Origin of the sequence: Rhodoferax sp. (genome assembly GCF_025354435.1) — a bacterium.
GTDB lineage: Bacteria > Pseudomonadota > Gammaproteobacteria > Burkholderiales > Burkholderiaceae_C > Rhodoferax_B.
In genome coordinates, this window is the sequence record NZ_JANXMU010000042.1 from 1 (window position 1) to 25,565 (window position 25,565).

The 25,565-nt window shown below is 62.6% G+C and carries 26 protein-coding genes; 21 read left to right on the top strand and 5 right to left on the bottom strand.

Annotation, left to right across the window (positions count from 1 at the left end; translation table 11 throughout):
* A partial coding sequence (locus Q0T48_RS10965; RefSeq protein ID WP_295956212.1) for a tetratricopeptide repeat protein occupies positions 1 to 1,525 on the bottom strand: 1,525 nt, incomplete at its 3' end.
* A gap of 192 nt (positions 1,526 to 1,717) precedes the next feature.
* Between Q0T48_RS10965 and motA the strand changes: the two genes are divergently transcribed.
* The 9 genes from motA to Q0T48_RS11010 all read left to right on the top strand — a co-directional run bounded on the left by motA (position 1,718) and on the right by Q0T48_RS11010 (position 10,860).
* On the top strand, positions 1,718 to 2,578 hold the full coding sequence (gene motA, locus Q0T48_RS10970; protein ID WP_295956214.1) for a flagellar motor stator protein MotA: 861 nt from the start codon (positions 1,718 to 1,720) through the stop codon (positions 2,576 to 2,578).
* A 17-nt stretch (positions 2,579 to 2,595) separates the two neighbouring features.
* Positions 2,596 to 3,558 (top strand): flagellar motor protein MotB, encoded by a 963-nt coding sequence (motB, locus tag Q0T48_RS10975; protein WP_295956217.1) that lies wholly within the window; start codon positions 2,596 to 2,598, stop codon positions 3,556 to 3,558.
* Positions 3,559 to 3,618: 60 nt separating this feature from the next.
* The gene (locus Q0T48_RS10980) at positions 3,619 to 4,017 is read left to right on the top strand and encodes a response regulator (RefSeq protein WP_295956220.1); all 399 of its coding nucleotides are present in this window, start codon (positions 3,619 to 3,621) and stop codon (positions 4,015 to 4,017) included.
* Complete coding sequence (locus Q0T48_RS10985; protein WP_295956222.1) at positions 4,014 to 4,634, top strand: protein phosphatase CheZ; 621 nt, start codon at positions 4,014 to 4,016, stop codon at positions 4,632 to 4,634. Before Q0T48_RS10980 ends, Q0T48_RS10985 begins: the two co-directional genes overlap by 4 nt.
* 81 nt (positions 4,635 to 4,715) lie before the next feature.
* Entirely contained in the window at positions 4,716 to 5,873 is a 1,158-nt protein-coding gene (locus Q0T48_RS10990; RefSeq protein WP_295956224.1) for an EscU/YscU/HrcU family type III secretion system export apparatus switch protein, read from the top strand.
* Positions 5,870 to 7,951 carry a flagellar biosynthesis protein FlhA gene (gene flhA, locus Q0T48_RS10995; protein WP_295956226.1) on the top strand — a complete coding sequence of 694 codons (2,082 nt, stop codon included), beginning with the start codon at positions 5,870 to 5,872 and terminating at the stop codon, positions 7,949 to 7,951. The genes Q0T48_RS10990 and flhA overlap by 4 nt, the downstream gene beginning before the upstream one ends.
* Positions 7,948 to 9,378, top strand: a complete 1,431-nt coding sequence (flhF, locus tag Q0T48_RS11000) for a flagellar biosynthesis protein FlhF (RefSeq protein ID WP_295956228.1) — start codon at positions 7,948 to 7,950, stop codon at positions 9,376 to 9,378. Before flhA ends, flhF begins: the two co-directional genes overlap by 4 nt.
* Entirely contained in the window at positions 9,371 to 10,144 is a 774-nt protein-coding gene (locus Q0T48_RS11005) for a hypothetical protein (RefSeq protein ID WP_295956230.1), read from the top strand. Before flhF ends, Q0T48_RS11005 begins: the two co-directional genes overlap by 8 nt.
* A complete protein-coding gene (locus Q0T48_RS11010) occupies positions 10,144 to 10,860 on the top strand; it encodes an RNA polymerase sigma factor FliA (protein WP_295956232.1) in 717 nt (238 codons plus the stop codon). Before Q0T48_RS11005 ends, Q0T48_RS11010 begins: the two co-directional genes overlap by 1 nt.
* Positions 10,861 to 11,047: 187 nt before the next feature.
* Here the strand turns inward: Q0T48_RS11010 and Q0T48_RS11015 are convergent, their stop codons facing one another.
* The 3 genes from Q0T48_RS11015 to flgA form a co-directional block, all read right to left on the bottom strand.
* Positions 11,048 to 11,440: a hypothetical protein gene (locus Q0T48_RS11015; protein WP_295956233.1), complete on the bottom strand. Its 393-nt coding sequence runs from the start codon at positions 11,438 to 11,440 to the stop codon at positions 11,048 to 11,050.
* Between the two features lie 49 nt (positions 11,441 to 11,489).
* Complete coding sequence (gene flgM / locus Q0T48_RS11020; protein WP_295956235.1) at positions 11,490 to 11,813, bottom strand: flagellar biosynthesis anti-sigma factor FlgM; 324 nt, start codon at positions 11,811 to 11,813, stop codon at positions 11,490 to 11,492.
* Positions 11,814 to 11,919: 106 nt separating this feature from the next.
* Positions 11,920 to 12,576 (bottom strand): flagellar basal body P-ring formation chaperone FlgA, encoded by a 657-nt coding sequence (gene flgA, locus Q0T48_RS11025; RefSeq protein WP_295956237.1) that lies wholly within the window; start codon positions 12,574 to 12,576, stop codon positions 11,920 to 11,922.
* Between the two features lie 269 nt (positions 12,577 to 12,845).
* Between flgA and flgB the strand changes: the two genes are divergently transcribed.
* The 12 genes from flgB (at position 12,846) to Q0T48_RS11085 (ending at position 24,652) form a co-directional block, all read left to right on the top strand.
* Positions 12,846 to 13,259 carry a flagellar basal body rod protein FlgB gene (gene flgB, locus Q0T48_RS11030; RefSeq protein ID WP_295956239.1) on the top strand — a complete coding sequence of 138 codons (414 nt, stop codon included), beginning with the start codon at positions 12,846 to 12,848 and terminating at the stop codon, positions 13,257 to 13,259.
* 11 nt (positions 13,260 to 13,270) lie between these two features.
* Complete coding sequence (flgC, locus tag Q0T48_RS11035) at positions 13,271 to 13,675, top strand: flagellar basal body rod protein FlgC (RefSeq protein ID WP_295956241.1); 405 nt, start codon at positions 13,271 to 13,273, stop codon at positions 13,673 to 13,675.
* 18 nt (positions 13,676 to 13,693) lie between these two features.
* A complete protein-coding gene (locus Q0T48_RS11040; RefSeq protein ID WP_295956242.1) occupies positions 13,694 to 14,344 on the top strand; it encodes a flagellar hook capping FlgD N-terminal domain-containing protein in 651 nt (216 codons plus the stop codon).
* Positions 14,345 to 14,393: 49 nt separating this feature from the next.
* Positions 14,394 to 15,617, top strand: coding sequence for a flagellar hook protein FlgE (gene flgE, locus Q0T48_RS11045; protein ID WP_295956244.1), 1,224 nt, complete (start codon positions 14,394 to 14,396; stop codon positions 15,615 to 15,617).
* A gap of 17 nt (positions 15,618 to 15,634) precedes the next feature.
* Complete coding sequence (gene flgF, locus Q0T48_RS11050) at positions 15,635 to 16,375, top strand: flagellar basal-body rod protein FlgF (protein WP_295956245.1); 741 nt, start codon at positions 15,635 to 15,637, stop codon at positions 16,373 to 16,375.
* Between the two features lie 14 nt (positions 16,376 to 16,389).
* Positions 16,390 to 17,172, top strand: a complete 783-nt coding sequence (flgG, locus tag Q0T48_RS11055) for a flagellar basal-body rod protein FlgG (RefSeq protein ID WP_295956247.1) — start codon at positions 16,390 to 16,392, stop codon at positions 17,170 to 17,172.
* Positions 17,173 to 17,182: 10 nt separating this feature from the next.
* The gene (locus Q0T48_RS11060) at positions 17,183 to 17,878 is read left to right on the top strand and encodes a flagellar basal body L-ring protein FlgH (protein ID WP_295956248.1); all 696 of its coding nucleotides are present in this window, start codon (positions 17,183 to 17,185) and stop codon (positions 17,876 to 17,878) included.
* A gap of 326 nt (positions 17,879 to 18,204) precedes the next feature.
* The gene (locus tag Q0T48_RS11065) at positions 18,205 to 19,341 is read left to right on the top strand and encodes a flagellar basal body P-ring protein FlgI (RefSeq protein ID WP_295956250.1); all 1,137 of its coding nucleotides are present in this window, start codon (positions 18,205 to 18,207) and stop codon (positions 19,339 to 19,341) included.
* On the top strand, positions 19,341 to 20,198 hold the full coding sequence (locus tag Q0T48_RS11070) for a glucosaminidase domain-containing protein (protein WP_295956252.1): 858 nt from the start codon (positions 19,341 to 19,343) through the stop codon (positions 20,196 to 20,198). Before Q0T48_RS11065 ends, Q0T48_RS11070 begins: the two co-directional genes overlap by 1 nt.
* Positions 20,199 to 20,207: 9 nt before the next feature.
* Positions 20,208 to 22,109: a flagellar hook-associated protein FlgK gene (gene flgK, locus Q0T48_RS11075; RefSeq protein ID WP_295956254.1), complete on the top strand. Its 1,902-nt coding sequence runs from the start codon at positions 20,208 to 20,210 to the stop codon at positions 22,107 to 22,109.
* A 14-nt stretch (positions 22,110 to 22,123) separates the two neighbouring features.
* On the top strand, positions 22,124 to 23,395 hold the full coding sequence (flgL, locus tag Q0T48_RS11080; RefSeq protein ID WP_295956256.1) for a flagellar hook-associated protein FlgL: 1,272 nt from the start codon (positions 22,124 to 22,126) through the stop codon (positions 23,393 to 23,395).
* 33 nt (positions 23,396 to 23,428) lie between these two features.
* Positions 23,429 to 24,652 (top strand): HDOD domain-containing protein, encoded by a 1,224-nt coding sequence (locus tag Q0T48_RS11085; protein ID WP_295956258.1) that lies wholly within the window; start codon positions 23,429 to 23,431, stop codon positions 24,650 to 24,652.
* Between the two features lie 56 nt (positions 24,653 to 24,708).
* Here Q0T48_RS11085 and Q0T48_RS11090 read toward each other — a convergent pair whose 3' ends face one another.
* On the bottom strand, positions 24,709 to 25,563 hold the full coding sequence (locus Q0T48_RS11090) for a TIM barrel protein (protein ID WP_295956260.1): 855 nt from the start codon (positions 25,561 to 25,563) through the stop codon (positions 24,709 to 24,711).
* Between the last annotated feature and the right edge of the window lie 2 nt (positions 25,564 to 25,565).

A 25,565-nucleotide genomic window follows, 5' to 3' on the forward strand; every position in this document is an offset into this window, starting at 1 on the left:
GTTCTGAAAACAGGTGCTCGCTGCCCGCAGGAACGCTGGCAGCGTCGGTCAGGTAGTAGTCGATGGCCTGCAGGCCGGTGGTGTAGCCATAGCCCATCCAGCTCATCGACACTGGGGCCGGTTTGAGTGCAAACACTCCCAGGCGGTTGCCTGCGGTGTGGCCTGCCAGCTCCACCAAAATGTCGATACCGTCGGCCCGGATGCGCTGGGCCAGGGCTGCATCGCTCATGCCCCGAGTCGGCACCCAGTGCTCTACATAGCGTTTGTAGCGCTGGGTGGTGCTGTCTTCCTGGGTGAACTCTGCATAGGCGTACACGTCCACCACGCTGACATCGTGGTGTGACAGCAGCGGCTCCATAAAGTAGCTGCAGGCATGCAGCCTGAAATCGGGCGATACATAGCCAATCTTCAGGCGGCGACCGGCACGCGCAGCATGGGTGTGCTGAGCCCAGCCGGCCCGGTGTGGCTGGCCGAAGCGGCGGTCGTATTCGCGGTAAATTTCAAAAATCTCTTCTGCCGTCTTGTCAGGGTGGTAGTTGGTGACAAACAGCAGGTTGCCAAAGGCCACGCGGTGGCCAGGCTCGACCGCAATCGCATGCTGCAAGGCATCAATGGCCTCGTCCAGTTGCCCACGGGCATTGAATATGCCGCTCAGGTTGTTATAGGCTTCTGCAAAATCGGGCTTCAAGGCAATCGCACGCTGAAAGCACTCATGGGCCTCCTGGATCTGGCCATGGGCATTTAACGACAGCCCAAGGTTGTTCTGGGCCTCGGCGTAGTCGGGCTTGACCACCAGCGTGGCACGGAAAACAGCGATGGACTCCGCAATTTGGCCCAGCTCGAAATGCGCTCGCCCCAGGTTACACAGACCCTCAATGTCGTCTGGCAGCAATTGCACGGCGTGCTTCTTGGCCTCCAGCGCCTCTTCTTTTTTGCCCTGCGGCTGCAGCATGGTACCCAGTGCCTTCCAGGCGAAGCCGCTGCTGGGGTAGCGCTGCACCATGGCCCGGGCATGCGCCTCGCCATGTTCGTAATTTTTTTGCTGAAAGAAGTCCACCAGAGCCTGCTTTTCCGCCTGGGAGGGCTCTGGCACAGGCGCGGTAATGGCGATGGGCGCGGGTTCGTCCGCCAGGCGGGGCATGCGCTCGGTCAGCGCATTCACCATCGCCATCGACAGCCCCTGGGCCAGGGGCAGCACCTGCCGGGCCAACTCGAAATGCTGGCACCGCACCAATCCATCGATGTAGCTAAACCAAAACTGGCTGCGTTCTGCGTCGGCATTCAGCGCCGCTTCAAAGTGGGGCAACGCCTCCAGAGGCCGCAGCAGTTGCACCGCCAGCAGCACGCCCAGGTTGTGGTGCGCATCGGCTTGTTCAGGCTCATCCTGCAATACGGCACGGTAAGCTGCTTCGGCCTCCCCAAAATCCAGCGCCCGGTGGGCCGCAATGGCCTGCACCAGCAGGCCATCCACCGTAGTGGCATCGGCAGATGGCGGGCGGGTGGTGTCGGGGGTCACGTCGATCATGGTGGTGCGGCGCTGGGCGCTGGGCGTATCTGGTTAACAAGGATAACCACCGCCCAGCAGCCGCAAAGCCCGATTTGGCGTTGTTTTGGGGCTCATCTTCTGCTGCAAGCGCTTGCAAATCCGATACATTTACATACAGGGTAAAACCGTAATTTACGTTCTTCCCGCCACAACGACTGCCACCATCCAGACATGATTGTTCTCATCGGCTATGCCGTTTCCATGGGTTGCATCTTCGGTGTTTACATCTTTCACGGTGGCAACATTTCGGTGATCCTGCACGCCCTGCCGTTTGAGCTGATCACCATCTTTGGCGGTGCGCTGGGCGCATTTGCGGTGAACAACCAGCCCAAAGTGCTCAAAGCCACCATGGCCCTGCTGCCGCAGGCGCTCAAGGGCTCCAAGTACACCAAGACGCGCTACATGGAGCTGCTGTCTTTGATGTACGACATTTTGCAAAAAGCCCGCAAAGAAGGGCTGATGGCGATTGAAGGCGACGTGGAATCACCCGAAAACTCCGAAATCTTCAAGAAATACCCCACCGTGGGCAGCGACCACCATGTAGTGGAGTTCATGACCGACTACCTGCGCATGATGGTGTCGGGCAATTTGAACGCCCACGAGATCGAATCGCTGATGGACAGCGAGATCGACACCCACCACGCCGAAGCCCACGCCCCGATTGCCGCCATCGCCCGCCTCGCGGGTGCCCTGCCTGCCTTCGGGATTGTGGCGGCGGTGCTGGGGGTGGTGAACACCATGGGCTCGGTGGGCCAACCACCGTCGGTGCTGGGCGGCATGATCGCCTCGGCGCTGGTGGGAACCTTTTTGGGAATTTTGTTGGCCTACGGCGTAGTGGAGCCCCTGGGCGGCCTGCTGGAGCAAAAAACCGAAGACAGTGCCAAGGAACTGCAGTGCATGAAAACCACGTTACTGGCCAGCATGCAAGGCTACAACCCGGCGACTGCCATCGAATTTGGCCGCAAAGTGCTGTTCTCGGGCGACCGGCCCAGTTTTGCCGAGCTGGAAGGCCATGTACGTGGCAAAAAGTAATTTTCTAGCTGACTGATATGGCGACGGAAGGCAAGAAGCTCCAACCGATCATCGTCAAGAAGATCAAAAAAGGCGGCCACGCCGTGCATGGCGGTGCCTGGAAGATCGCCTACGCCGACTTTGTGACGGCCATGATGGCTTTCTTTCTGCTGATGTGGCTGCTGGGTTCGACCTCGGAGGGCGACAAAAAAGGCCTGTCCGACTTCTTCAACACCCCGCTCAAGGTGGCCATGCAAGGCGGCAGCGGGGCCGGGGCCAGCAACAGCATCTTGTCGGGCGGCGGCTCGGACCTGACCAAGACCGCGGGCCAGGGCACGCGCGGCACCGGCGATGACCCGGTCAAAAAGAAAATGGACGAAGCCGCAGCCAAGGCCGAAATCGCCAAACAAGATGCCTCTCGCATCAAAAATCTACGCGACAAAATCGATGCATTGATTACCAACAACCCCAAGTTGGCCGAATATCGCTCACAAATCCGCATGGAAACCACGCCCGATGGCCTGCAAATCCAGATCGTGGACGAACAAAACCGCCCGATGTTCGACAGTGGCAGTGCACTGGTCAAACCCTATATGCGCGACATACTGCGAGAAATTGGCAGCGCCCTCAACGGTGTCGAAAACCGAATCAGTCTGGCCGGGCACACCGATAGAACACCCTACGGCAATGGCGAACGGGGCTATAGCAACTGGGAACTGTCAGCCGACCGGGCCAATGCCTCGCGCCGCGAACTGGTCGCCGCAGGCATGCCCGATGAAAAAATGGCCCGTGTCGTGGGTCTGGCTGCCAGCAGCCTGATCGACACCAAAAACCCACTGGCCCCGGTAAATCGGCGCATCAGCATTACGATCATGACGCGTGAAGCCGAGGCACGGCTGATGGGCAATGCCACAATAGAGCCTTCTGTAACAAATGAAACAGCGGCTGATACCGGGCAGTCCGCCGCCCAATCGCCCGCACGGGGCGTACCCAAACCCTGAGACCGCCGAGAACCTCCAAAATGCGCCTTATTCCAGCAACCTTCATCGAAAGGGTCACCCGTGGCAAATGACCTGCGTTTTCTAATCGTGGACGACTTCTCCACCATGCGCCGTATCATTCGTAATCTGCTCAAAGAGATTGGTTACCCCGACGCGGATGAAGCCGAAGACGGCCTCGCAGCGCTGCAAAAGCTCCGTAGCGGCCTGCATTTTGATTTCGTGGTGAGCGATATCAATATGCCCAACATGAACGGGTTCCAGTTACTGGCCGAAGTCAAGGGCGATGAAAAGCTGAAGCACCTGCCGGTGCTGATGGTGACCGCCGAAGCCCGCAAGGAAGACATCGTAGCCGCCGCCCAGGGCGGAGCGGCTGGGTACATCGTCAAGCCATTTACCAAAGCCACGCTCGAAGAAAAGCTGACGCACATCCTCAAGAAGAACGGGCTGATCCCAGCATGACCGCCGCAGCCCTTCCAGCCGATGGAGACCTCCAGCCAGCGGTGCACCAAAAGCTGGGCATGCTGACCCGTCAACTGCACGACTCGTTGAACGAGTTGGGCTACACCGACAAACTCAAAGACAGCGCGGAAGAGCTACCCGATGCGCAAAGCCGCCTGACCTACATCGCCCGCCTGACCGGCGAGGCGGCTGAAAAGGTGCTCAGCCGGGTTGATCTGGCCAAGATCCAGCACGATTTCATCGCCGCTGAAACCAGCAAACTGGCCGCATTCATCGTCAAAGACCCGGTGGCGGCCGTAGCCACGGGTGCGGTGTACAACTTTGTGGCCGATGTCGAGCGTGCCAGCAAAGAAATCGACATGCACCTGACCGAAATCATGATGGCGCAGGATTTCCACGACCTCACGGGCCAGGTGATTGCGCGGGTGGTCAACCTGACCTCGACCATCGAAAAGCAACTGATAGAACTGTTGATCCAGACCGCGCCAAGCGCCCCGCCCGCGCAACCCAAAGCACCGGAAGGCCTGGCTGGGCCGGTGGTCGATCCCACGTCGCGCACCGACATCGTGACGGACCAATCCCAAGTTGACGATTTACTCGCCAGCCTAGGCTTTTAATAAGCCACGCTAAAGCCTGTTTATCAGGCTTTAGCCCAGCGGCCCGGTGCCGACAATGGGGTCACCAAAAACCCCATTGCCATGGAATCATCCAGCCAAGACAAAGACCTCCCCGCCACCCAACGCAAGCTAGACCAAGCACGCAAGGATGGGCAGGCCTCACGCTCCAAGGACTTGTCCCATTTGGCGGTATTGGGCACGGGTTCTGCAGCGGTGCTGGTGCTGGCACCCTCTTTTTTAGAACACTTCAAGCTGGTTTTGGGCCAACAGCTGTCCTTCGATGCGGCCACCCTGGCGCAAAACGGCAGCATGTTGGACCGGCTACAGGACGTGGTGCTGGTCGGCATGGTAGCCAGTACCGTGTTCGCGGCGATTGTGCTGGCCGCAGCAATTGGCAGTGCCGTGGCATCGGGCGGCTGGGTCGCCAGCCTGAAACCCATCATGCCGGACTTCAGCCGCATCAACCCCATCTCGGGTTTTGGCCGCTTGTTATCCAAAGAACAGGCCACCGATATCCTCAAATTGCTGGTTATCACCACCGTGTTGATCTCGGTCGCCTGGACGTATTTATCCAACAGCCTGGGTTCGGTCGCGCAACTGGTGCTGCAGCCGTCCGCAGCCTCCATCCAGCACGTGGCGAACTGGATCACCTCGGGCATGAGCCTGCTGCTGCTGGTGGTGTTTGCCGTGGCGGCCATCGACGTGCCGCTTCAAACCTTTCTGATGAAGTCGCGCCTGAAAATGTCGCACCAGGAGGTGAAACAGGAGCACAAAGAGTCCGACGGTAACCCGCAGATGAAGGGCAAGATGCGCGCCCGTGCCCGCGAGATTGCCCAGCGCACCAGCGTCAGCGCCGTTCCCAAGGCCGACTTTGTGCTGATGAACCCAACCCACTTTGCCGTGGCGCTTAAATACGACGAAAAAACCATGCGCGCCCCGCAGGTCATCGCCAAAGGTGCCGACCTGGTAGCTATGAAAATCCGCGACGTGGCCAAGAGCCATGAAATCCCCGTGTTCCAGTCGCCCATGCTGGCCCGTGCCCTGTACGCGCACGCCGAGATCAATGGCGAAATCCCTTCCGCCCTGTACACCGCGGTGGCCCAGGTGCTGGCCTATGTGTACCGCGTGAAAGCCGCCATGCGCGGCGAGGGCCAGATGCCCGACAGCTTCCCGCAGCCCGATGTTCCGCCCGAGCTGGACCCACTGAGCAACACCATTCTGGCTGAGGCGACCCCATGAACCCCCAGCTCAAATCAGTACAGCAGTGGTTCAACACCAACCGCAAGCTGCTGCAAGGCGTATCGGCCCCGGTGATGGTGGTAATCATCCTGGCCATGATGGTCTTGCCCATACCCGCGTGGCTGCTGGACACGTTTTTTACCATCAATATCGCCGTGGCGCTGATGGTGATGATGGTGGCGGCCTACATGGTGCGGCCTTTGGACTTTGCCGCGTTTCCATCGGTTTTGCTGCTTACCACGCTGATGCGCCTGTCGCTCAACGTGGCCTCTACCCGCGTAGTGCTGCTAGAGGGCCACACCGGCGCAGGTGCTGCGGGTGCGGTGATCGAGGCCTTTGGCCATTTTCTGATCGGCGGCAACTTCGCGGTCGGGTTGATCGTTTTCGCGATTCTGGTGGTCATCAACTTCGTAGTGGTGACCAAGGGTTCCGAGCGGATTGCCGAGGTGTCGGCCCGCTTCACCCTGGATGCCATGCCTGGCAAGCAAATGGCGGTGGATGCCGACCTGAATGCCGGTTTGATCAACGAAAAAGAAGCCAAACGCCGCCGCGCCGAAGTGGGCGAAGAGGCGGACTTTTTTGGATCCATGGACGGTGCCTCCAAGTTTGTGCGCGGCGATGCGATTGCGGGCATTTTGATCTTGCTGATCAATATCGTGGGCGGCTTCACCATCGGCGTGCTGCAGCACGACCTGACCGCATCCAAAGCCGCAGACACCTACATTTTGCTGGCGGTGGGCGATGCGCTGGTGGCACAAATCCCCGGCCTGCTGATCTCCATCGCCGCTGCCATGGTGGTGTCGCGGGTGGGCAAGGACGACGACATCGGCAAGCAAATCATTGGCCAGCTGTTCGACTCTCCCAAGGTGCTGGGTATTACGGCGGGCATCATGGGCGTCATGGGCATCATCCCCAATATGCCGCACTTGGTGTTCTTGTCGATGGCCGCCGTGCTGGGCTACATGGCCTGGGCCATTGCCCACCGGCCCGTGCCGCAAGACTCGGCCCTGATCGTCGGCCCGCCACCCACCGACGGCGAAGCCACCTGGGACGACCTGCAACCAGTCGACCTGCTGGGGCTGGAACTGGGCTACCGCCTCATCACCCTGGTGGACAAAACCCGCCCTGGCGACCTGCTGACCCGTATCAAAGGTGTACGCCGCAAATTTGCCCAGGAAGTGGGCTTTTTGCCCCCACCGGTACACGTGCGCGACAACCTGGACCTCAAGCCCAGCGGCTACCGCATCACCCTGCGTGGCGTGGTAGTGGGCGAAGGCGAGGCTTTCCCCGGCATGTACCTGGCCATCAATCCCGGCGGCATCACCACCCCGCTGATTGGCACGGCCACCACCGACCCGGCTTTTGGCCTGCCCGCCCACTGGATCGACGAGCGGCAGAAGGAAGCGGCACAAATGGCAGGTTTTACCGTGGTTGATTCGGAAACCGTGATGGCCACACATTTGTCACACTTGATGCAAGTGCAGGCGGCCCGTTTATTGAGCCGCACCGAGACACAGCAACTGGTGGAGCATGTCAGCAAACTGGCCCCCAAACTAATCGAAGAAGTGGTTCCCAAAATGGTGTCTATCGCCACGTTCCAGAAAGTCTTGCAGCTCTTGCTGGAAGAGTCTGTGCACATCCGCGACATCCGCACCATCGTCGAATGCCTGGCCGAACACGCCGTGACCACCACCGACCCCGCCGACCTGGCCCGGCGCGTGCGCATTGCACTGGCCCCGGCCATCGTGCAGCAAATTTACGGCCCCACCCGCGAACTCAACGTGATTGCTATCGAGCCCAGCCTGGAGCGCATGCTGGTGCAAGCCCTGGGCAATGCGGCGGGCCCGGCGCTGGACCCCGGCGTGGCCGACCTGCTGACCCGCAATGTGGCCGACGTGGCCCTGCAGCAAGAAGAGCTGGGCGTGCCCGCCTGCCTGCTGGTGCCCGACCAGATCCGCAACGCCATTTCCCGGCTGGTGCGCCGCGTAGCCCCCCGGCTGCAGGTACTGGCGCACAGCGAAATACCTGAAACCCACACTATCCGCATTGGCCCCATCCTCAAAGGTGCACTGACATGAACATCCAACGCTTTCACGCCGCCACGTCCCGCGAAGCTTTGGCCAAGGCCCGTGCGGTCTTTGGTGAGGGGACGCTGATTTTGTCCAACCGCCCCACGCCCAATGGCGTGGAAGTGGTGGCTACCGCAGAAGACTCGCTGTCGTCGCTCGACCGGCCCAGCGTGGCACCGGCACCCGCATCGGCGGCCACTATCGCTATGGCGCAAATCCCGGTGGAAGAAGACACCGAACAACTGGCCATGAGCACGCTGTCGTTCCAGGACTACGTACGCGAACGCATGCTGCGCCGCCGCCACGAAAGCAGCCCCGACCTGCGCGACGAGATTTTTCCGCATAAAACATCGGTACCGGCCTCGGTGCAGGCCGCACCTGCGCCCATGGCTCCGCCCCCCCAGCGCGCCAAACCCGCAGTGCACGCCGTGCCGTTCGCACCATCCGTCGCCCGCGCCAAGCCCGCCCCGGCAGCCGCCACCATCAACTCCAAGGGCATCGTGGACGAGCTGCAGGCCATGAAGGACATGATTGAAGAGCGCTTCAACACCATGGCCTGGCTGGGCAAGACCAAGCAGGACCCGATCCAATCCAACCTGATGCTCAAGCTGATCCGCGCCGGGTATTCACCCGACCTGGCCCGTGCCGTGATGGAACGCATGCCCGAAGAGGCCTCGCCCGCCGAAGCCATCCGCTGGCTGATGGGCGTGCTGGAGCAAAACCTGCGCACCGATGCCGGTAGCAAGCCCATCTTCGAGCAAGGCGGCGTGTTCGCGCTGGTGGGAGCCACCGGCGTGGGCAAAACCACCACCGCCGCCAAGCTGGCCGCGCACTGCGCCCGGGTGCACGGCCCCAACAGCGTCGGCCTGATCACGCTGGACACCTACCGCGTAGCCGCCCACGAGCAACTGCGCGCCTTTGGCCGCATGCTGGGCGTGGTGGCCCACCTGGCCCATGACCGCGCCGCTTTGCAAGACCTGCTGGGCCTGCTGGGCAACAAGCGCATGGTGCTGATCGATACCACCGGCATCGCCCCGAAAGACCCGCGCAAGCGCGACATGATGGACGTACTGGACCTGCCCGGCGTGAACCGCCTGCTGGTGCTCAACGCTGGCAGCCACGGCGACACCATGGACGAAGTGCTGACCTCGTTCAAGACGCGGGGCGTGCAACAGGCCATCCTGTCCAAAATCGACGAAGCCGCCAAGCTCGGCCCGGCGCTGGATGCCATCATCCGCCACCAGCTGGTGCTGCGCGGCGTGTGCAACGGCCAGCGCGTGCCCGAAGACTGGGAACCCGCCGATGCCAAGAAGCTGGTGCGTGCCTCGATGCGCTCCACCACCAAGTCGGCATTCGACCCCAAGGCCGCCGATCTGAACTTCTTCTTTACCCCGGCACCGATGGATTCCAGTCGCCAGGAACGGGCGCATGCTTGACACCGGTACCGGCCACCACGTCCACCAGGGGGAAAGCCTGCGCCGCATCGCGCCGCAAGCCGCCTGGAGCGTGATCGCCATGGTGACCCGGGGCGACACCGCCACCGAGTTGCCGCTGCTCTGGCAGATCTGCGCGGCACTGCAAAGTTTTAGCCTGCGTATCACCGTGCTGGACGCAACGTCAGCAGAAACGGAAGACAATCCAGGTTTACAGAATCTGTTGGACCACGCACACTGGCTAGAAGATGCAGCACCCGACGCGCCCCCCTGGCACATCGTGCCCGCCCGTTTGGGGCTGAGCCGCCTGGCGCTGCAGACCCGCCAAGATTCCCCCATGTCACCCCCACCGCTTCAAGCCCTCAGCCACCTGTTCCGCAGCTGCGACCTGGTCGTGGTGTACGCCGATGCCCAATTGCTGGCCACCCTGATGCCAGGCAGCCAGGTGCGCCCCCTGCTGGCCGTCACGCCGCGCCGCGCCTCCATCATTGGGGCCTACCAAAATTTCAAGAAACTGCTGCTGCAAGCCCGGCTGGTGCCGCTGATTGCCTCGGTCGTCACCGCCCCCTTCAAGAACGCCGAGCTGCTGGCCAAATCCACCGGGCGGGCGCTGCAAAACTGCGCCCACCTGCACCTGGACTGCCAGACCGATTTCATGACCGTGCGCTCGTTCCCACAGCAGCACGCGCGCTGGGACGATGCGCACCAAATCGCCCTGCGCCTGATGGCCAGCGCCATTCCCATGGTCCATGGGGTCGGGGGCCACTGATGTACACCGCCAAAGGCCATATGGACCGCGAGCACATGCTGCGCCAGTATGTGCCGCTGGTGCGTCGGCTGGCGCACCACATGATTGCCAAGCTGCCGCCAAATATCGAATTGGACGACCTGATCCAGGTCGGCATGATTGGCCTGTCCGAGGCGTTGACCCGCTACGAAGTGGCCCAGGGCGTGCAGTTTGAGACCTTTGCCACCCAGCGCATCCGCGGGGCCATGATCGACGAGCTGCGCGAAGGCGACTGGATGTCGCGCGGCTCGCGCAAGAGCCAGAAAGAGATCGAACGCGCGGTGCAGAGGCTGGAGCAAAAGCTGGGCCGTAGCCCACTGGAGTCCGAAATCGCCATCGAACTGGAGATGACCCTGCCCGACTACCAGGAGCTGCTGGGCAAGGTGCGCGGCACGCAACTGGTGTACCTGGAAGACATGAACGGCGGCGCCGACGATGGTGCAGGCTTTCTGGACCGGCATGTGGCCGACGAGACCGCCGACCCGGTCAACCTGCTGCGCGACCACCGGCTGCGCGCATCGCTGGTGGAGGCCATCAAGACCCTGCCCGACCGCGAGCAGTACATCATGAGCATGTACTACGAAAACGACATGAATCTGAAAGAAATCGCGGCCGTGCTGGAGATTACCGAGTCCCGCGTCTGCCAGTTGCACAGCCAGTCGATTGCCCGGTTACGCGCAAAAATGCGGAGCCACTAGCTGGGAACACCCCCAGGCTGTAGTGCTTCGAATCTTTCGCCAACCCCCTTGCAGGAGGCGACTCCAGTGGCCCGGCAAAGCCGGTTCCTCGGAATCTCTGGAAGGGGTGCCTCCAACCAAAATTTATGTCTTTTAGGCCTCTAGCACATACTCTGCCTGCGCAGCAAGCTACTGATTAGATAGCAAATTAATTTGCAGCTGCGGCGTAGATGCGGGCTGCGCCGCCACGGTAGGTGGCGGCTTTGCCGCCGGAATAGGTGGTGGCGGGTTGGACTTGGGGCAGCACGGTGGCCAGGGCACGGTCAACCACTACGGCGCGGCGGGCCAGGTTGGCGCGTTGTTGGGACAGGGTGAGAGACACTTTTTCTAGCCTACGGCGCATGCTTGCGTCCAGCGACTGCAGGCCGGCCGGGGTGCGTCCCCACACCGCCATATCGGCCATGGCCTGGCGCAGCGCGGTGCTTGCGGCCTCCAAAACAAGGGGTTCCCCCGCAATCAGGGCGGCAGAAACTTCTTCAAGCAATTGCTCTACGCGCAGCAAGCTGGATTCCAGGCCGTGGGGGGTTGGGCGGGCCGTCATGCTTGCTTGTCCTGTACGGGGATGGACGGAAGGATCGAAAAAACGTTGGTTAGCGGGTGACGCTGAGCATCTCTTGTGCGTTGTCGAGCATTTTGTCGGCAATCGCTTCGGGGTTGATCTTGAACGTGCCGTTCTTGATGGCCGCCTTGATGTCGGCAACTTTCTTGCTGTCGAAGTCGGAGCCCACGGCCCGGTCGTTTTGCTCCAGCGTGCGGGCCAGCGTGGATACAGACACCTGCGCACCCGCCGTAGGAATGGCGCGCGCGCCCTTCTCGGCCATGCTTGCAGGCGCGGCTTCCTTGTCCTGATCGGCTTTCTTCAGGAGGGCCGCATTCAGTGCGGCCGGTACATCTATTCCTTGTCCAATTTTCATCACGCTCTCCAGCAGCCTTGACGTTAAGGCATCGTAGCAATGGTTTCGGCCGATTTCTCATTTTCTTAAATCTAATTAGGCTAGATGGGATTAGAAAAACCAGTTGTTACATCTCGACCACAATGGTTCGGGCATCCAGGACCACGCCAGACATCACCCGGCCACTGTCCAGCCGCACTTTGGCGGGCTGGCCCACCACCCCGGAGGTGATGGCCTGCCCATCGGACAGCACCTGGAAACCTACGCCCTGGGCCAGCACCCGGATCTGGGTACCTGCCTGGAAGACCTGGGCCGGTTTGACCATCGCCTGGCGCACGGTTTGCCCGGCCACCCAGGAGCGGGCCGCTACCTGGCCGATCCACTGCTCGGCGTTGGCCACCACAGGCGACGCGTCTTCGGCCCAATCGACTTCGGCCTCCATGGCATCGTCGGCCGTCAGCACGGCACCGGTCATCACATTGGTTTTGGCCACCCAGGCCCGCCCCATGGCCTTGACGGTCACCGGCATGAACACATTCCAGCGGGTGGTACCGGCTAAACAGCGCAGGCCCAACCGGCTTTTGCCCCACAAACGGGTACCCGCCGGCATGTACGGCTCCACCTTGCTACAGGGAGCCAATTGCAAGCGCGGGTCTAGCGCCCCCACCGACACCTCCATGCGCAGCGCCTGGCCCTGCACGGGTGGAGCCTGCACCACGGCAGACTCCAGCCAGCGTTGGCTGCTGGCCTGCATGTCGGCCTCAGCCTGGGCACGCGCTGGCACCGCGCACAGCACGGTAGCCGCGCAGACGAGCCCAGACCAAGTATTTCGTAAAAGTATCTGCATAAAACCTCCGAATCTGAAACGTACCAAGGGCAATGCTTCAGGACACCAGAGACTAAAGCCAGAGCCTGCCGCGCAAAGCCGCGAACTGCGCCGCAATCACCCGCTTCTTCCGGGGCTCAAAAGACTCAAGTTTTTCCATAATTTGCCAAAGCGAGATCCGGGATGGCACCGGAGGTTTCGCCATTGATTACCAAGCGGGGTGTCGCATGTTGGACAAAATGGTCGGTTCGGTGGACTTTCAAAGCAGGGCTCTGGTGCTGCGCGCCGAACGCCAGCGCACCATCGCCAGCAATATTGCCAACGTGGATACCCCCGGCTATGTGGCGCGCGACTTCAACTTCAAGGAAGCCATGAGCGCCGCCACCGCCAGTCAGGGCCTGATTGCCGGCAACAAAACCGACAACCGGCACATGAATTTGCCCGATCTGGACGGCAGCAGCCTAGGCGATGCCCAAAAGCGCGGCTACAGCGTGCAAAGCCAGCCCAACATGGACAACAACACGGTGGATCTAGACCGCGAGCGGGCCAACTTTGTGGACAACGCGGTGCGCTACGAAGCCACCCTGCGCTTCATCAACGGCACAGCCAAAACCATGCTCAGCGCCATCACCGGCCAATAAGAAAGCACACCATGTCCATGTTTTCAATTTTTGGGGTCTCCGGCAGCGCCATCAGTGCCCAGTCGCAGCGCCTGAACGTGGTGGCCAGCAACTTGGCCAACGTGGATGCCGTCGCCGGGCCCGATGGCAATGCCTACAAAGCCCGCCAAGTAGTTTTCCAAACCACGCTGCTGGGGGCCGAGAGCGCCGCCGGGGTGCGGGTGAAAGAAATCACCGAAAGCCAGCAACCGGGCCGCAAAGTGCTCGACCCCAGCAGCCCGTCGGCCGATGCCGATGGCTACGTCACCCATTCCAACGTCAACGCGGTGGACGAAATGGTGAACATGATTTCCGCCTCCCGCTCCTACCAAAACAACGTAGAAGTGATGAACACCGCCAAATCCTTGCTGCTGAAAACGCTGCAAATGGGCCAATAAATTCCCTGAAAGCACGCCATGGACATCAACGCCCTCAACGCCTCCAGCAGCTCGCTGGTGTCATCGACCACCGGTACCAACAGCACGACAGCGGAAGCCTCGCAAGACCGCTTCCTCAAGCTGCTGGTGGCCCAGCTGAACAACCAGGACCCGATGAACCCGATGGACAACGCGCAGATGACCAGCCAGCTCGCGCAGATCAACACCGTGTCGGGCATTCAGACGCTGAACGACACCATGAAAAGCATGGCCACGCAAATTGCCGCCCTACAGTCCCTGCAAGGCAGCTCCACCATCGGCCACGAAGTGTTGACCGAGGGCTCCACCCTCAGCATCACCGACGGCGTGGGCAAGGGCTCATTTGACCTGAGCGGCACCGCCGATGCGGTGAAAGTCGAAGTGCGCACCGCCGGTGGCACCCTGCTGGGCACGGTAGACATGGGCGCACTGAGCACCGGCCGCCAGGCTTTTACCTGGGATGCATCCAAGTACACCAACTCGGGCGACCTGACCTTCAAAGTCACCGCCACCAACAACGGCACCGCCGTGACCACCACCGCGCTGGAGCGCAACAAGGTGGTGTCGGTCAGCAACGAAAACAACGTCCTCAATCTGCAACTGCAAAACGGCGACTCGGTGGCTTACAGCGCCGTCAAGGCCATTCTGTAGTCCCCGCCGCCCACCGCCGTATTTGCCACCGAATTTTTAGGAGCCATCCATGAGCTTTCAACAAGGTCTCTCCGGTCTGAACGCCTCTAGCCAAAACCTGGACGTCATCGGCCACAACATCGCCAACGCCAACACCACCGGCATGAAGGCCTCGCGCGCCGAGTTTGCCGAGCTGTACGCCTCGTCGCTGGGCAGCTCGGGCGGCATCAGCGCGGGTATCGGTGTCGAGGTGCAGACCGTGTCGCAGCAGTTCACCCAGGGCAACATCAGCATCACCGGCAACTCGCTGGACGTGGCCATCAACGGCAACGGCTTCTTCCAGGTCCAACAGCCCAATGGCACCACCGCGTACAGCCGCGACGGTGCCTTCAAGCTGAACAAGGACGGCGAAATCATCACCAACACCGGTGCCCACCTGATGGGCATCACCGCGGCTGCCGATGGCTCTATCCCCACCGGCGGTGCGGTCGGCCCGCTGACCCTGCCTACGGGCGGCGAAATCCCTGCGGTGCAAACCACCAAGCTGGACCTGAGCTTCAACCTGGATGCCCAGGCCGCCGTAGCCACTGGCACCGCCCCATCGGCACTGGTCCCGGTGCTGGCCACCTACGGCACCTCGGTCACGGCCTACGATGCGCAAGGCGTCGGCGTACCCGTCAGCATCTACTTCACCAAAACGGCGGTCAACACCTGGGATGTGTACTCCAGCGTGGACGGTGCCACCCCATCCCTGACCAAAACAGGCCTGACCTTCACCGGCACCGGCAGCACGCCCGCGGCCACCATCGGCAGCCTGACTTTGCCCTCGCCGACCAACCCGTCCAGCACCTTCAGCGTCAACCTCAACGTGGTGGATGCCACCCAGTACGGCTCCAAGTTCTCGATTTCCAAAGCCACCCAAGACGGCCAGGCACCGGGCACCCTGACCGCCATCAGCATTGATGAGTCCGGCATCATCCAGGGCACCTATTCCAACGGTAAATCGCTGGCGGCCGGGCAGATCCAGCTGGCCACCTTCACCAATGTGCAGGGCCTGGCCCCGATTGGCGGCAACGTCTGGCTGTCCACCCCGTCCAGCGGTGACCCGTCGGCCAAAGGCGTGCCGGGCACCGGCAACCTGGGCGGGCTGCGCGCGGGTGCACTGGAAGACTCCAATGTCGACCTGACCAAAGAGCTGGTCAACATGATGACTGCCCAGCGCGCCTACCAAGCCAATGCCCAGACCATCAAAACCCAAGACCAGGTGATGTCCACCCTGGTCAACCTGCGCTAATAAACTAAGCCGCCGCCATGGACCACATCATTTACACCGCGATGACGGGGGCCAACACGGCGGCCAATCGGCAGGCCGTGCTGGCCAACAACCTGGCCAACGTGTCGACCAGTGGCTTTCGGGCCGAGCTGGCCACCTACCGCTCGGTGCCGCTGAACGGCCCGGGCTCCAGCACCCGCGTATTTGCGCTGGAAACCACCTCCGGCCACTCCGAAACCCCCGGTCCGGTGCAGCGTACCGGCCGCAACCTGGATGCCATGGCCCAGGGCAATGCCTGGTTCGCCGTGCAGGGCCTGGACGGTACCGAGGCCTATACCCGCAGCGGCATTTTTGAAATCTCCAGCACCAACACCCTGGTCACGCCCACCGGTCTGCCGGTGCTGTCTGACGGCGGCGCGCCCATCGACGTGCCCCAGGGCTCGGACATCACCCTCGGCACCGACGGCACCATCAGCGCCAAGGTGCCCGGCCAGGCTTCCACCAGCCTGGGGCGGCTGAAGATGGTCACCCCCGATGCCGACAACCCCATCAAGCGCGGCGACGACGGCCTGTTCCGCGGTGCCACCGGCGACCCGCTGCCCAACGATGCCAACGCCAAGCTGCTGGCGGGTGCGGTCGAGGGATCCAACGTCAATGCCGTGGAAACCATGGTCGGCATGATCCAGACTGCCCGCCAGTTCGAGACGCAAATGCGCTTGCTGCAAACCGCCGAAACCAATGACAAAAGCGCCAGCCAGTTGCTCAATGTCCAGGGCTAAATAGAAAGACCGCCATGATTAATTCGCTATGGATCGCCAAGACCGGCATGGAAGCCCAGCAAACCCAGCTGGACGTGATCTCGCACAACCTGGCCAACGTCTCCACCACCGGCTACAAACGCGCCAACGCGGTGTTTGAGGATCTGATTTACCAAAACCTGCGCCAGGTCGGGGCCAATAGCACCGAGCAAAACCAGCTACCCACCGGCCTGCACCTGGGTCTGGGCGTGCGCACCGTGTCCACCACCCGCTCGTTTGCCCAGGGCAGCCTGCAGCAGACCGGCAATACGCTGGACGTAGCCATCAACGGCAATGGCTTCTTCCAGATCAACCAGACCGACGGCTCCATCGGCTACACCCGCGACGGCTCGTTCCAGGTGGATTCACAGGGCCGCCTGGTCACGGCCGAGGGCCTGACCGTGGCCAGCGGCGTGACCATTCCGGTCAACGCCCAAAGCGTCACCATCAGCACCGACGGCACCGTCACAGTGATGCTGCCCGGCAACGCCACGCCGCAACCGGCGGGCAATATCGCCATGGCCAACTTCATCAACCCGGCCGGTCTGGAGCCCAAGGGCGGCAACCTGTACGCCGAAACGGCGGCCTCGGGCCAGCCCACCACCGGCACGCCGGGCGTGAGCGGTATGGGCGTGGTGAAGCAAGGTTTTGTGGAAACCAGCAATGTCAACGTGGTGCAGGAACTGGTGACCATGATCCAGACCCAGCGCGCCTACGAGATGAATTCCAAGGCCGTGCAGACCTCGGACCAAATGCTGCAAAAGCTGGCCCAGCTGTAGGAGAGCCAAGATGCGCATCGCCACCACTGCTGCTGCCGTCGCAGGGCTTTGCCTTCTGGGCCTGCTCAGCGGCTGCGAAACCCTGGCACCCGCGCCCAAGGTGGATTTCGCCGAATCCACCGGGCCCCGCCAATTGCCACCCACCGTGGTGGCCACCAACGCCCGACCCACCGGCAGCCTGTTTGCCTCGGCCGCCTACCGCCCGGTGTTTGAAGACCGCCGCCCGCGTCTGGTGGGCGACAACCTGACCATCCAGATCGTGGAGAACGTCAGCGCCAGCCAAAAATCGACCAGCACCGTGAACCGCACCGCCGCCGAAGCCGCGGGCATCACCGGCATTCCCTTCCTGAAGACCCCGCTGCTCGACAAGTTCGGCATCGGCGCCACCTCCAGCAACGACTTTTCGGGCAAGGGCGGCACCGAAAGCGCCAACACTTTCTCGGGGGCCATCACCGTCACCGTGGTCGAAGTGCTGCCCAACGGCCACCTGGTGGTCACCGGCGAAAAGCAGATCGGCGTGAACCAGAACGTGGATGTGCTGCGCTTCTCTGGCACGGTGGACCCGCGGGCGGTGCAGCCGGGCAGCATCGTCGCCTCCACCCAGGTGGCCAATGCGCGCATCGAGTCCAAGGGCCGCGGCCAACAGGGCGAAGCGCAGGCTATGGGCTGGCTGGGCCGCTTTTTCATGAACGTGATGCCGTTTTAGGTACACCCCCAGGCTACACACTGCGTGTTTTCGCCAACCCCCTTGCAGGGGGCAACAGCAGCGGCCTGGCGGAGCCAGTTCCGCGCTGTTCTGGAAGGGGCTTGGCTGCGCTTGCCTTGGGATAACAGTGGCGGTGATTTCGGCCATTTTTTAAGCCAAATTGGCCTTTAGCATAGGTAGCGTCTACGCTAGTAGCTATTTAAATAATAGCAAATCCAATTGACCGGAAACCACCGCCTTTTCCGCCGTTCTCGCGCACTGACGCACCGCAAAATAATGCTAAAGGTTCCGCCATTTCGGCCGAACCAGACAACGGGTTATTCGCCATGCATGTTCTCCGCCTCCTGTCGACACGCCGTGCCGTGGCATGGGGATGCGGGCTGTGCATGGCTTTGCTGGCGGCTTTGCCCGCGCAGGCGCTGCGCATCAAGGAAGTCGCGTCCATCCAGGGCGTGCGAAGCAACCAGTTGACCGGCTACGGGCTGGTGGTGGGGCTGGACGGCACCGGGGACCAGACCACCCAGATGCCCTACACCTCGCAAAGCCTGTCTAGCTACCTGCAGCAGATGGGCATCACCCTGCCCGCCAGCCTGGCATCGTCGCTGCAGCTGAAGAACGTGGCGGCGGTGATCGTCACCGCACAACTGCCCGCCTTTGCCCAGCCGGGCCAGACGATTGACATCAACGTCGCCAGCATGGGCAACTCCAAGTCGCTCAAGGGCGGCTTGCTGATCGCCACGCCGCTGCGCGGAGCCGACGGCGAAATCTACGCCATGGCCCAGGGCAATATGGTGGTGGCCGGAGCCGGTGCCGCCGCCGGGGGCAGCAAAGTACAGATCAACCACCTCAGCGCCGGCCGCATCCCCAGCGGTGCGCAGGTGGAACGCAGCGTGCCCACACCGCTGCAGGATGGCGACTTCATCACCCTGGACCTGAACGCCAGCGACTTCCAGACCGCCCGCCGCGTGGCCGCCGCCGTCAACAACCGCCTGGGCAGCGGCCTGGCCAACGCCATGGACGGCCGCACCGTGCGGGTCCGCGCACCCAATGACCCGAATGCCCGCGTCAACTTTCTGGCCGACCTGGAAGAGCTGACCATGGAATCCTCGGCCCCCGCGGCCAAGGTGGTGATCAACTCCCGCACCGGCTCCATCGTGTTGAACCAATCGGTCACGCTCGGCCCCTGCGCCATTGCGCACGGCAATTTGTCCATCAGCATCAGCACCACGCCCTCGGTGAGCCAGCCCAACGCCTTGTCGCAAGGGCAGACGGTGGTGACGGAAAAGAGCAACATCCAGATCAAGCAAGAGCCCGGCATCCTGATCCAGGTGCCGCCCGCGCCGCAACTGGCCGACGTGGTGCGCGCCCTGAACGCCCTGGGCGCCACGCCGCAGGATCTGTTGGCCATCCTGCAGGCCATCAAGGCTGCGGGCGCACTGAATGCTGAACTGGAGGTGATCTGATGGCACTGACCCAAACTTCGCAAGTCTCCAGCAATGCGCTGGCCGCCGATGCCCAGTCGCTGAACGCGCTAAAGATGCAGGCGGGCAAAGACGGCGCAGGTGCCATCAAGGAAACCGCCAAACAGCTGGAATCGCTGTTCATGCGCGAGCTGATCAAAAGCATGCGCGAGGCCACCACCAAATCCGGCTTGTTCGACAGCCCCCAGGGCGACCTGGGCAGCGACCTGCTGGACCAGCAGCTGTCGGTCACCATGTCGGGCCAGCCCGGCGGTCTGTCGGCCGCCATTGAGCGCCAGTTGACCCGCCAAACCGTCCCTGCCGACACCAGCGGCACCCTCAAAATGGCCACCCCGCTGGGTGCCCCGACGGCCAAACCGGCCAGCGTCAGCCAGACCGGCTTTGTCGAGCAGCACAACGCCGCCGCCACCGCCGTGGAGCGGGCCACCGGTATCCCTGCCAGCTACATGCTGGGCCAGGCCGGGCACGAAACCGGCTGGGGCCGCAAAGAAATCAAGAACCCCGACGGCAGCACTTCGTTCAACCTGTTCGGCATCAAGGCCGGGAGTGGCTGGACCGGCAAGACCACCACCGTCACCACACACGAAGTAGTCAATGGCGAAACCCGCAAGGTCAGCGCCAAGTTCCGCGCCTACGACTCCTACCAGGACTCGTTCAACGACTACGCCAACATGATCAACAACAGCCCGCGCTACGCCCAGGCGCGCCAGCAGACCGGCTCGTCCCAGGCCTATGCCACCGAGCTCAAACGTGCGGGCTACGCCACCGACCCCGACTACGCCGCCAAGCTGAACCGGGCCATCACCGTGACGCAGCAACTGCGCCGGGCCTACGCCTAAAAGACCGCCATGAGCAACCTCCTCAACGTCGGCTCACGGGCCCTGGTGGCCAATGAAGTAGCCCTGCAAACCATTGGCAACAACATTGCCAACTCCAGCACGGTCGGCTATTCGCGCCAAAACGTGGTGCTGCAAACGGTGGAAGGCCAGTTCACCGGCGGCGGCTACATCGGCAAGGGTGTGGACATCCAGACCATCCAGCGCAACCACGACGAGTACCTAACCCGCCAGGCCGCGCTGTCCAAGTCGGTCGCGGCCTCGGACGTGACCCGGGCCACCAAGCTGCTGCAGCTGGAAGACATTTTCAAAGGCGGCACCAACGGCCTGGGCGCAGCGGTCACGGACATGATGAATGCGTTCTCCGACGTGGCTAGCGCCCCGACCGACCTGACCGCCCGCACCGTGGTACTGACGCGTGCCGACGAGGCCGCCGCCCGCTTCAACGATGCCGCCACCCAGCTGACCAATCTGCAAACCGGCCTGACCACCGAGCTGCAAAACGCCGCAGCCGCGGTCAACACCATCACCACCAACCTGGCGGCGGTGAACGGACAGATCCAGCTGGCCAAGGGCAACGGCCAGTCGCCCAACGACCTGCTGGACAAGCGCGACAACCTGATCAGCCAGCTCAACCAGTACATCCAGACCACCCAGATCGATGCCGACGACGGTACGGTCACGGTGTTTGCCGCCAGCAGCCAGCCGCTGGTGCTGGGTACCAAGGCAACGGCCTTGCAGGTGCAGTCCAACCCGCAGGATGCCTCGCAAAGCCAGATCGCCATGGTGTTTGGCAGCCAGACCGTGGTGCTGTCCGAAGACATGATGGGCGGCGGATCGATCACCGGCATGCTGAAGTTCCAAAACAAGGACCTGGCCGAAGGTGCCAACCTGCTGGGCCGCATCGCCACCAGCATCACCACCGTGGTCAACGCCCAGCACAAGCTCGGGCTGGACCTGGACGGCAATGCCGGGGGCAATCTGTTCAGCCCGGTCAGCATGCCCACCGGCGCAGCCGCCAGTTTCAACACCGGCAGCGGCACGGTGAACATCAGCGTGGATGCGCCCACCGTGGCCAAACTCGCTGCCTCGGACTACAAGGTCACCTTTACCTCGGCCACGGCGTTTACCGTGCAGCGCCTGTCGGACAACACCACCGTTTTGCCCGACCCCACCACCGGCAGCTACGATGGCTTGGCGATTGCGGTGGGTGGCACCCCGGCCACGGGCGACAGCTTTTTGCTCCAGCCCTACCGCACGGCGGCCAGCAAAATCACCACGGCCTTTGGTTCGCCACGCCAACTGGCTGTATCCAGCCCGGTGCAGGCCGCCATGGGCACAGCCAATACCGGCAGCCTGGCCGTGGCCAATCTGGCCGCCAAGTCGGTGCCGATTCCAGCCAACATCACGCTGAATTTCACCGGCAGCAACACCTACACCCGCAGCGACACCGGGGCCACGGTCTACACCTACAGCCCTGGCACGCCGATTGCATTTGACTCTGCCAACCCGTCCTCTGGCTGGTCGCTGACCCTGTCGGGCGCTGCCCAGAATGGCGACAGCATCACGCTAGGCCCGGCCAACCCCAGCTACGCCAAGCTCAATGCCGGCAATGCCGATGCGCTACTGGGCCTGCGCGATGTGGCCCTGTTCGACGGCTCCAGCCTGTCCGATGGCTATGCCGCGCTGATGTCGCAGGTGGGCGTGAAAGTGCAAAGCGTGCAGTACACCGCCGAGGTGTCCAAGTCGATTGCCGACAACCTGGAAACCTCGCGTACCAGCGTCTCGGGCGTGAACCTGGACGAAGAGGCCGCCAAGTTGCTGCAGTACCAGCAGGCCTACCAGGCATCGGCCAAGATGGTCCAGATTGCCCAAACCATTTTTGACAGCCTGATGGCCAGCGTCGGCCGGTAGGCCAGGAGAAGACCATGAGCAATTCATTCACCCGCCTGGCCAGTGCCACCGGCTACGACAACGCGCTTCGCAATCTGACAACCCGGTACGCCACCATGTCTGCGCTGCAAGAAAACATGACCTCGGGCAAAAAAATCCTACGCTCCAGCGACGACCCGACTGGCGCCGCCCAGGCCGAACGCGCCAACACCCGCATCGACCGTATCAAGACCGAGCAGCGCGCGCTGGACACCCAGGTCAGCGCCATCACCCAGGCCGAATCCACGCTGGGCAACGCCAATGACCTGTTGACCGAATTCCGCACCCTGGTAGTGCAGGCAGGCGACGGTGCCAACAGCCCGGTGGAGCGCGACACCATTGCCAAGCAACTGGTCGGTATCCGCGACGAACTGCTGACCCTGGCGAACAAAAAAGACAGCAACGGCATGCCGCTGTTCAACGGCCTGGGCAGCACCTCGGCCCCGTTTGAAACCAGTGCCAACGGCATCGCCCCCGACCCCGACTACAACTACAACGGCCTGCCTGGCCAGACCGCCGCCAGCACCGTGGCGATACCGTTCACGCTGGACGGCCGCGCTGCCTGGATGGACGTACCGCAGGGCAACGGCGTATTCAGCGTCAGCCTGGGCGCGGCCAACACCGGCAAGGCGTTTACCGATATCGGGGTGGTCACCGATGCCTCGCTGATGGGCGCCCAGGGCACCAACTTCACCGTCAATTTCACCGCTCCCGTGGCCCCCGCCACCGGTGCCACCACCTACACGGTGACCAACAACACCACCAACACCACCTCGGCCGCACAGACCTACACCGCAGGCCAGTCCATCGTGATGGGTGGCATCTCGATGGTGGTGCGCGGCGTGCCCGGCAATGGCGATACGCTCAACGTCAACCCCAATGCCACCACTAACCGGCCCAGCATTTTTGACGTGCTCGACCGTAGCATCCGCAGCATGTACGCAGTGGGCTCCACCACCGTGGGGGCCAACAGCAACGACGCCAACTTCAACCAGGAGCAGGCAATTTCGCTGGCCCAGATCGACACCAGCCTGGAAAAAATCAGCGCCAGCCGGGGCAAAGCGGGCGACCTGCTGACCCGTGCCGACCGCATCACCGACACCCAGTCCAGCAACACCATCCAGGCCAAGACCGACAAGTCCAACGCCGAAGACATCGACATGATTGCCGCCGCCGCCGACCAGAGCAACCAGCAAACCGCCTACCAGGCCGCGCTGAAGTCCTACGCCTCGATCCAGAAGCTATCATTGTTTAACTACATCAGTTAACCGCGGACTCCCCGCGCCTACTCCGCGCCCGCAATGGCCACATCTGTCCTTGGCAGCATCACGCTGGGCTACCGCCCGCTGTGGAACGCTGCGCGCAGCCTGGCGGCGGTGCAGTTGTTCATCGAGGGCCGGGCCGATGCCAGCATCGATGCCGAACGCCTGCTGGGCGCTCTACACGACCAGGGCAAACCCAGCGCGCCGCCGCTGCTGCTGTCCCTCAAGTCGCCCGCGCTGCTGCGTGACTTGCTGGACCATGCCCCGGCCCCCACCGCTTTCCCCAACCTGGCCCCGTACTGGATCGAAGTCCGCAGCGAATGGATGGGCAGCCACGCCATGCCACAGCGGGTACAACGCGCCCAACAGCGCGGTTTGCGCCTGGTCTGGCGGGCCGAATCCGACCAGCCCCCCAGCCCCGAGCTGGCCGCCTGCTTTTTCACCCGCCTGCTGCGCCTGTCGCCGCAGGCTGCGTTGGCCGCCCTGCAGGCCGCAGCCCGCAGCCGTGCCGGCACGCCGGGCGGAACCAGTCCGGTACAACCCGGCATGCTGTACGAGGGCATTGCCAGCCGCCTGCTGGTGGAGCACTGCCTGGACCAGCAACACGCCACCGCCCTGCTGGGCTGGCCCGATGAAGACATCCTGCACGCCCTGCAGCGCCAGGCCACCGCCCCCGACCACCGGGCCATGGTGCAGCTGGTGCAGGCGGTGGACGACGATGTGCCGGTGGAAAAAATCGAAGCCCTACTGGGCATGGAGCCCATCCTGACCTTCCGCTTCCTGGCCTACGCCAACTCGGCGGCGGTGGGCTTGCGCAACGAGGTCGAATCGCTGCGCCACGGCCTGATGCTGCTGGGCACCAGCCAGCTCAAGCGTTGGCTGGTCGAGCAACTGCCCCAGGCATCGCGCGACCCCAACCTGCGCCCGGTCAAGGCCGCCATGGTGCTGCGCGCCCGGCTGATGGAAAACCTGATGGACTCCGGGGCCGAGCACCAACTGGCCCGCGAAATCTACCTCTGCGGCCTGTTCTCGCAGATCGACGTGCTGATGGGTGAAGCCCTGGGCAGCGCCCTGCACCGCGTACCTTTGAGCAGCCGCATCTACAACGCCACCGTGCGTAACACCGGCCCCTACGCCCCCCTGCTGCATATCGCCAGCGCTTTGGAAAGCGACAACGGTGCCGCGATCCGCACGCTGTCCTACGAACATGGGATAGGGCTGGAGGAGATTAACCGTGCTTTGCTGCGCACTTTGGCAGATTGAAATTTTTAGGCGTACCAGCTGCTACAGCATCGCCAGCCGAAGCGCCCGACAGCGCCTTAGCCGATGCGCCGCATGCAATCGCGGATGTAGGCGTCGGAGGCGTTCAGCTGCGCACTGATGTAGTCGAGCGACCAGCCATGCGTGCCATGGCACTTGACGCTGGCCGCGCCCGTATAACCCACGCGCTTAAGCGCCGCCAGCGGCACAGCGTGGTCGAGAGTGCCGTCTGCGCGGGGCAATTGTTTTTCGCCGGGGCCAAAGTTTAGACCGTCGACGCCTCGGCGATAAGCGCGGTCAATGTCCCATATGTAGTAATAGTAGAGACGCTTACGCTCGGCCAAAAAGGTAATGGCCTCGGTGATAGTTTCGCCCATCACCCACAAGTGCGGCGGCGCCAGGCAAACGCCGAGATTTGGGTGGTCGATGTCGGTCACCAAACGCTTTATTTGGGCCAAACTGTCCACGCCTTCGTCCCAGCGCTTTTCCTCGTTGCCGCCCGCTTCGAAGTCGGCCGAGAATGGCACTGTCAGGTGGTTTTCCACAGCGATGCGCACACCGCGCTGCTCGGCCCGGTCAACCAGCGGCGGCAGGAACGTAGCGACAAAGTCGCTGTAGTTGGCCTCGCAATCGAATATCACGGTGTCAATGCCCAGCTCGGCGGCAAAGTCGATGCGTTCCAGCATTTCAGCCTGGTTCTTGCCGTACATGGTCAGACCACAAGGCTTCAGGTTGTACTTATCCAGCAGTGCCTTGATGGCCCCAACATCGTCGCCTGGGTTCACATGGTGGGCCAGCGGGGCGGCGCTGGACCAGAGGTTGACTTCGCTGTAGCTGAGTTTGGCGAGTTCCGCCAGTGCAGCTTCAAGCGGATGGTCATGGTAGGGCAGGATTTCGGCGGTATAACGAAACATGG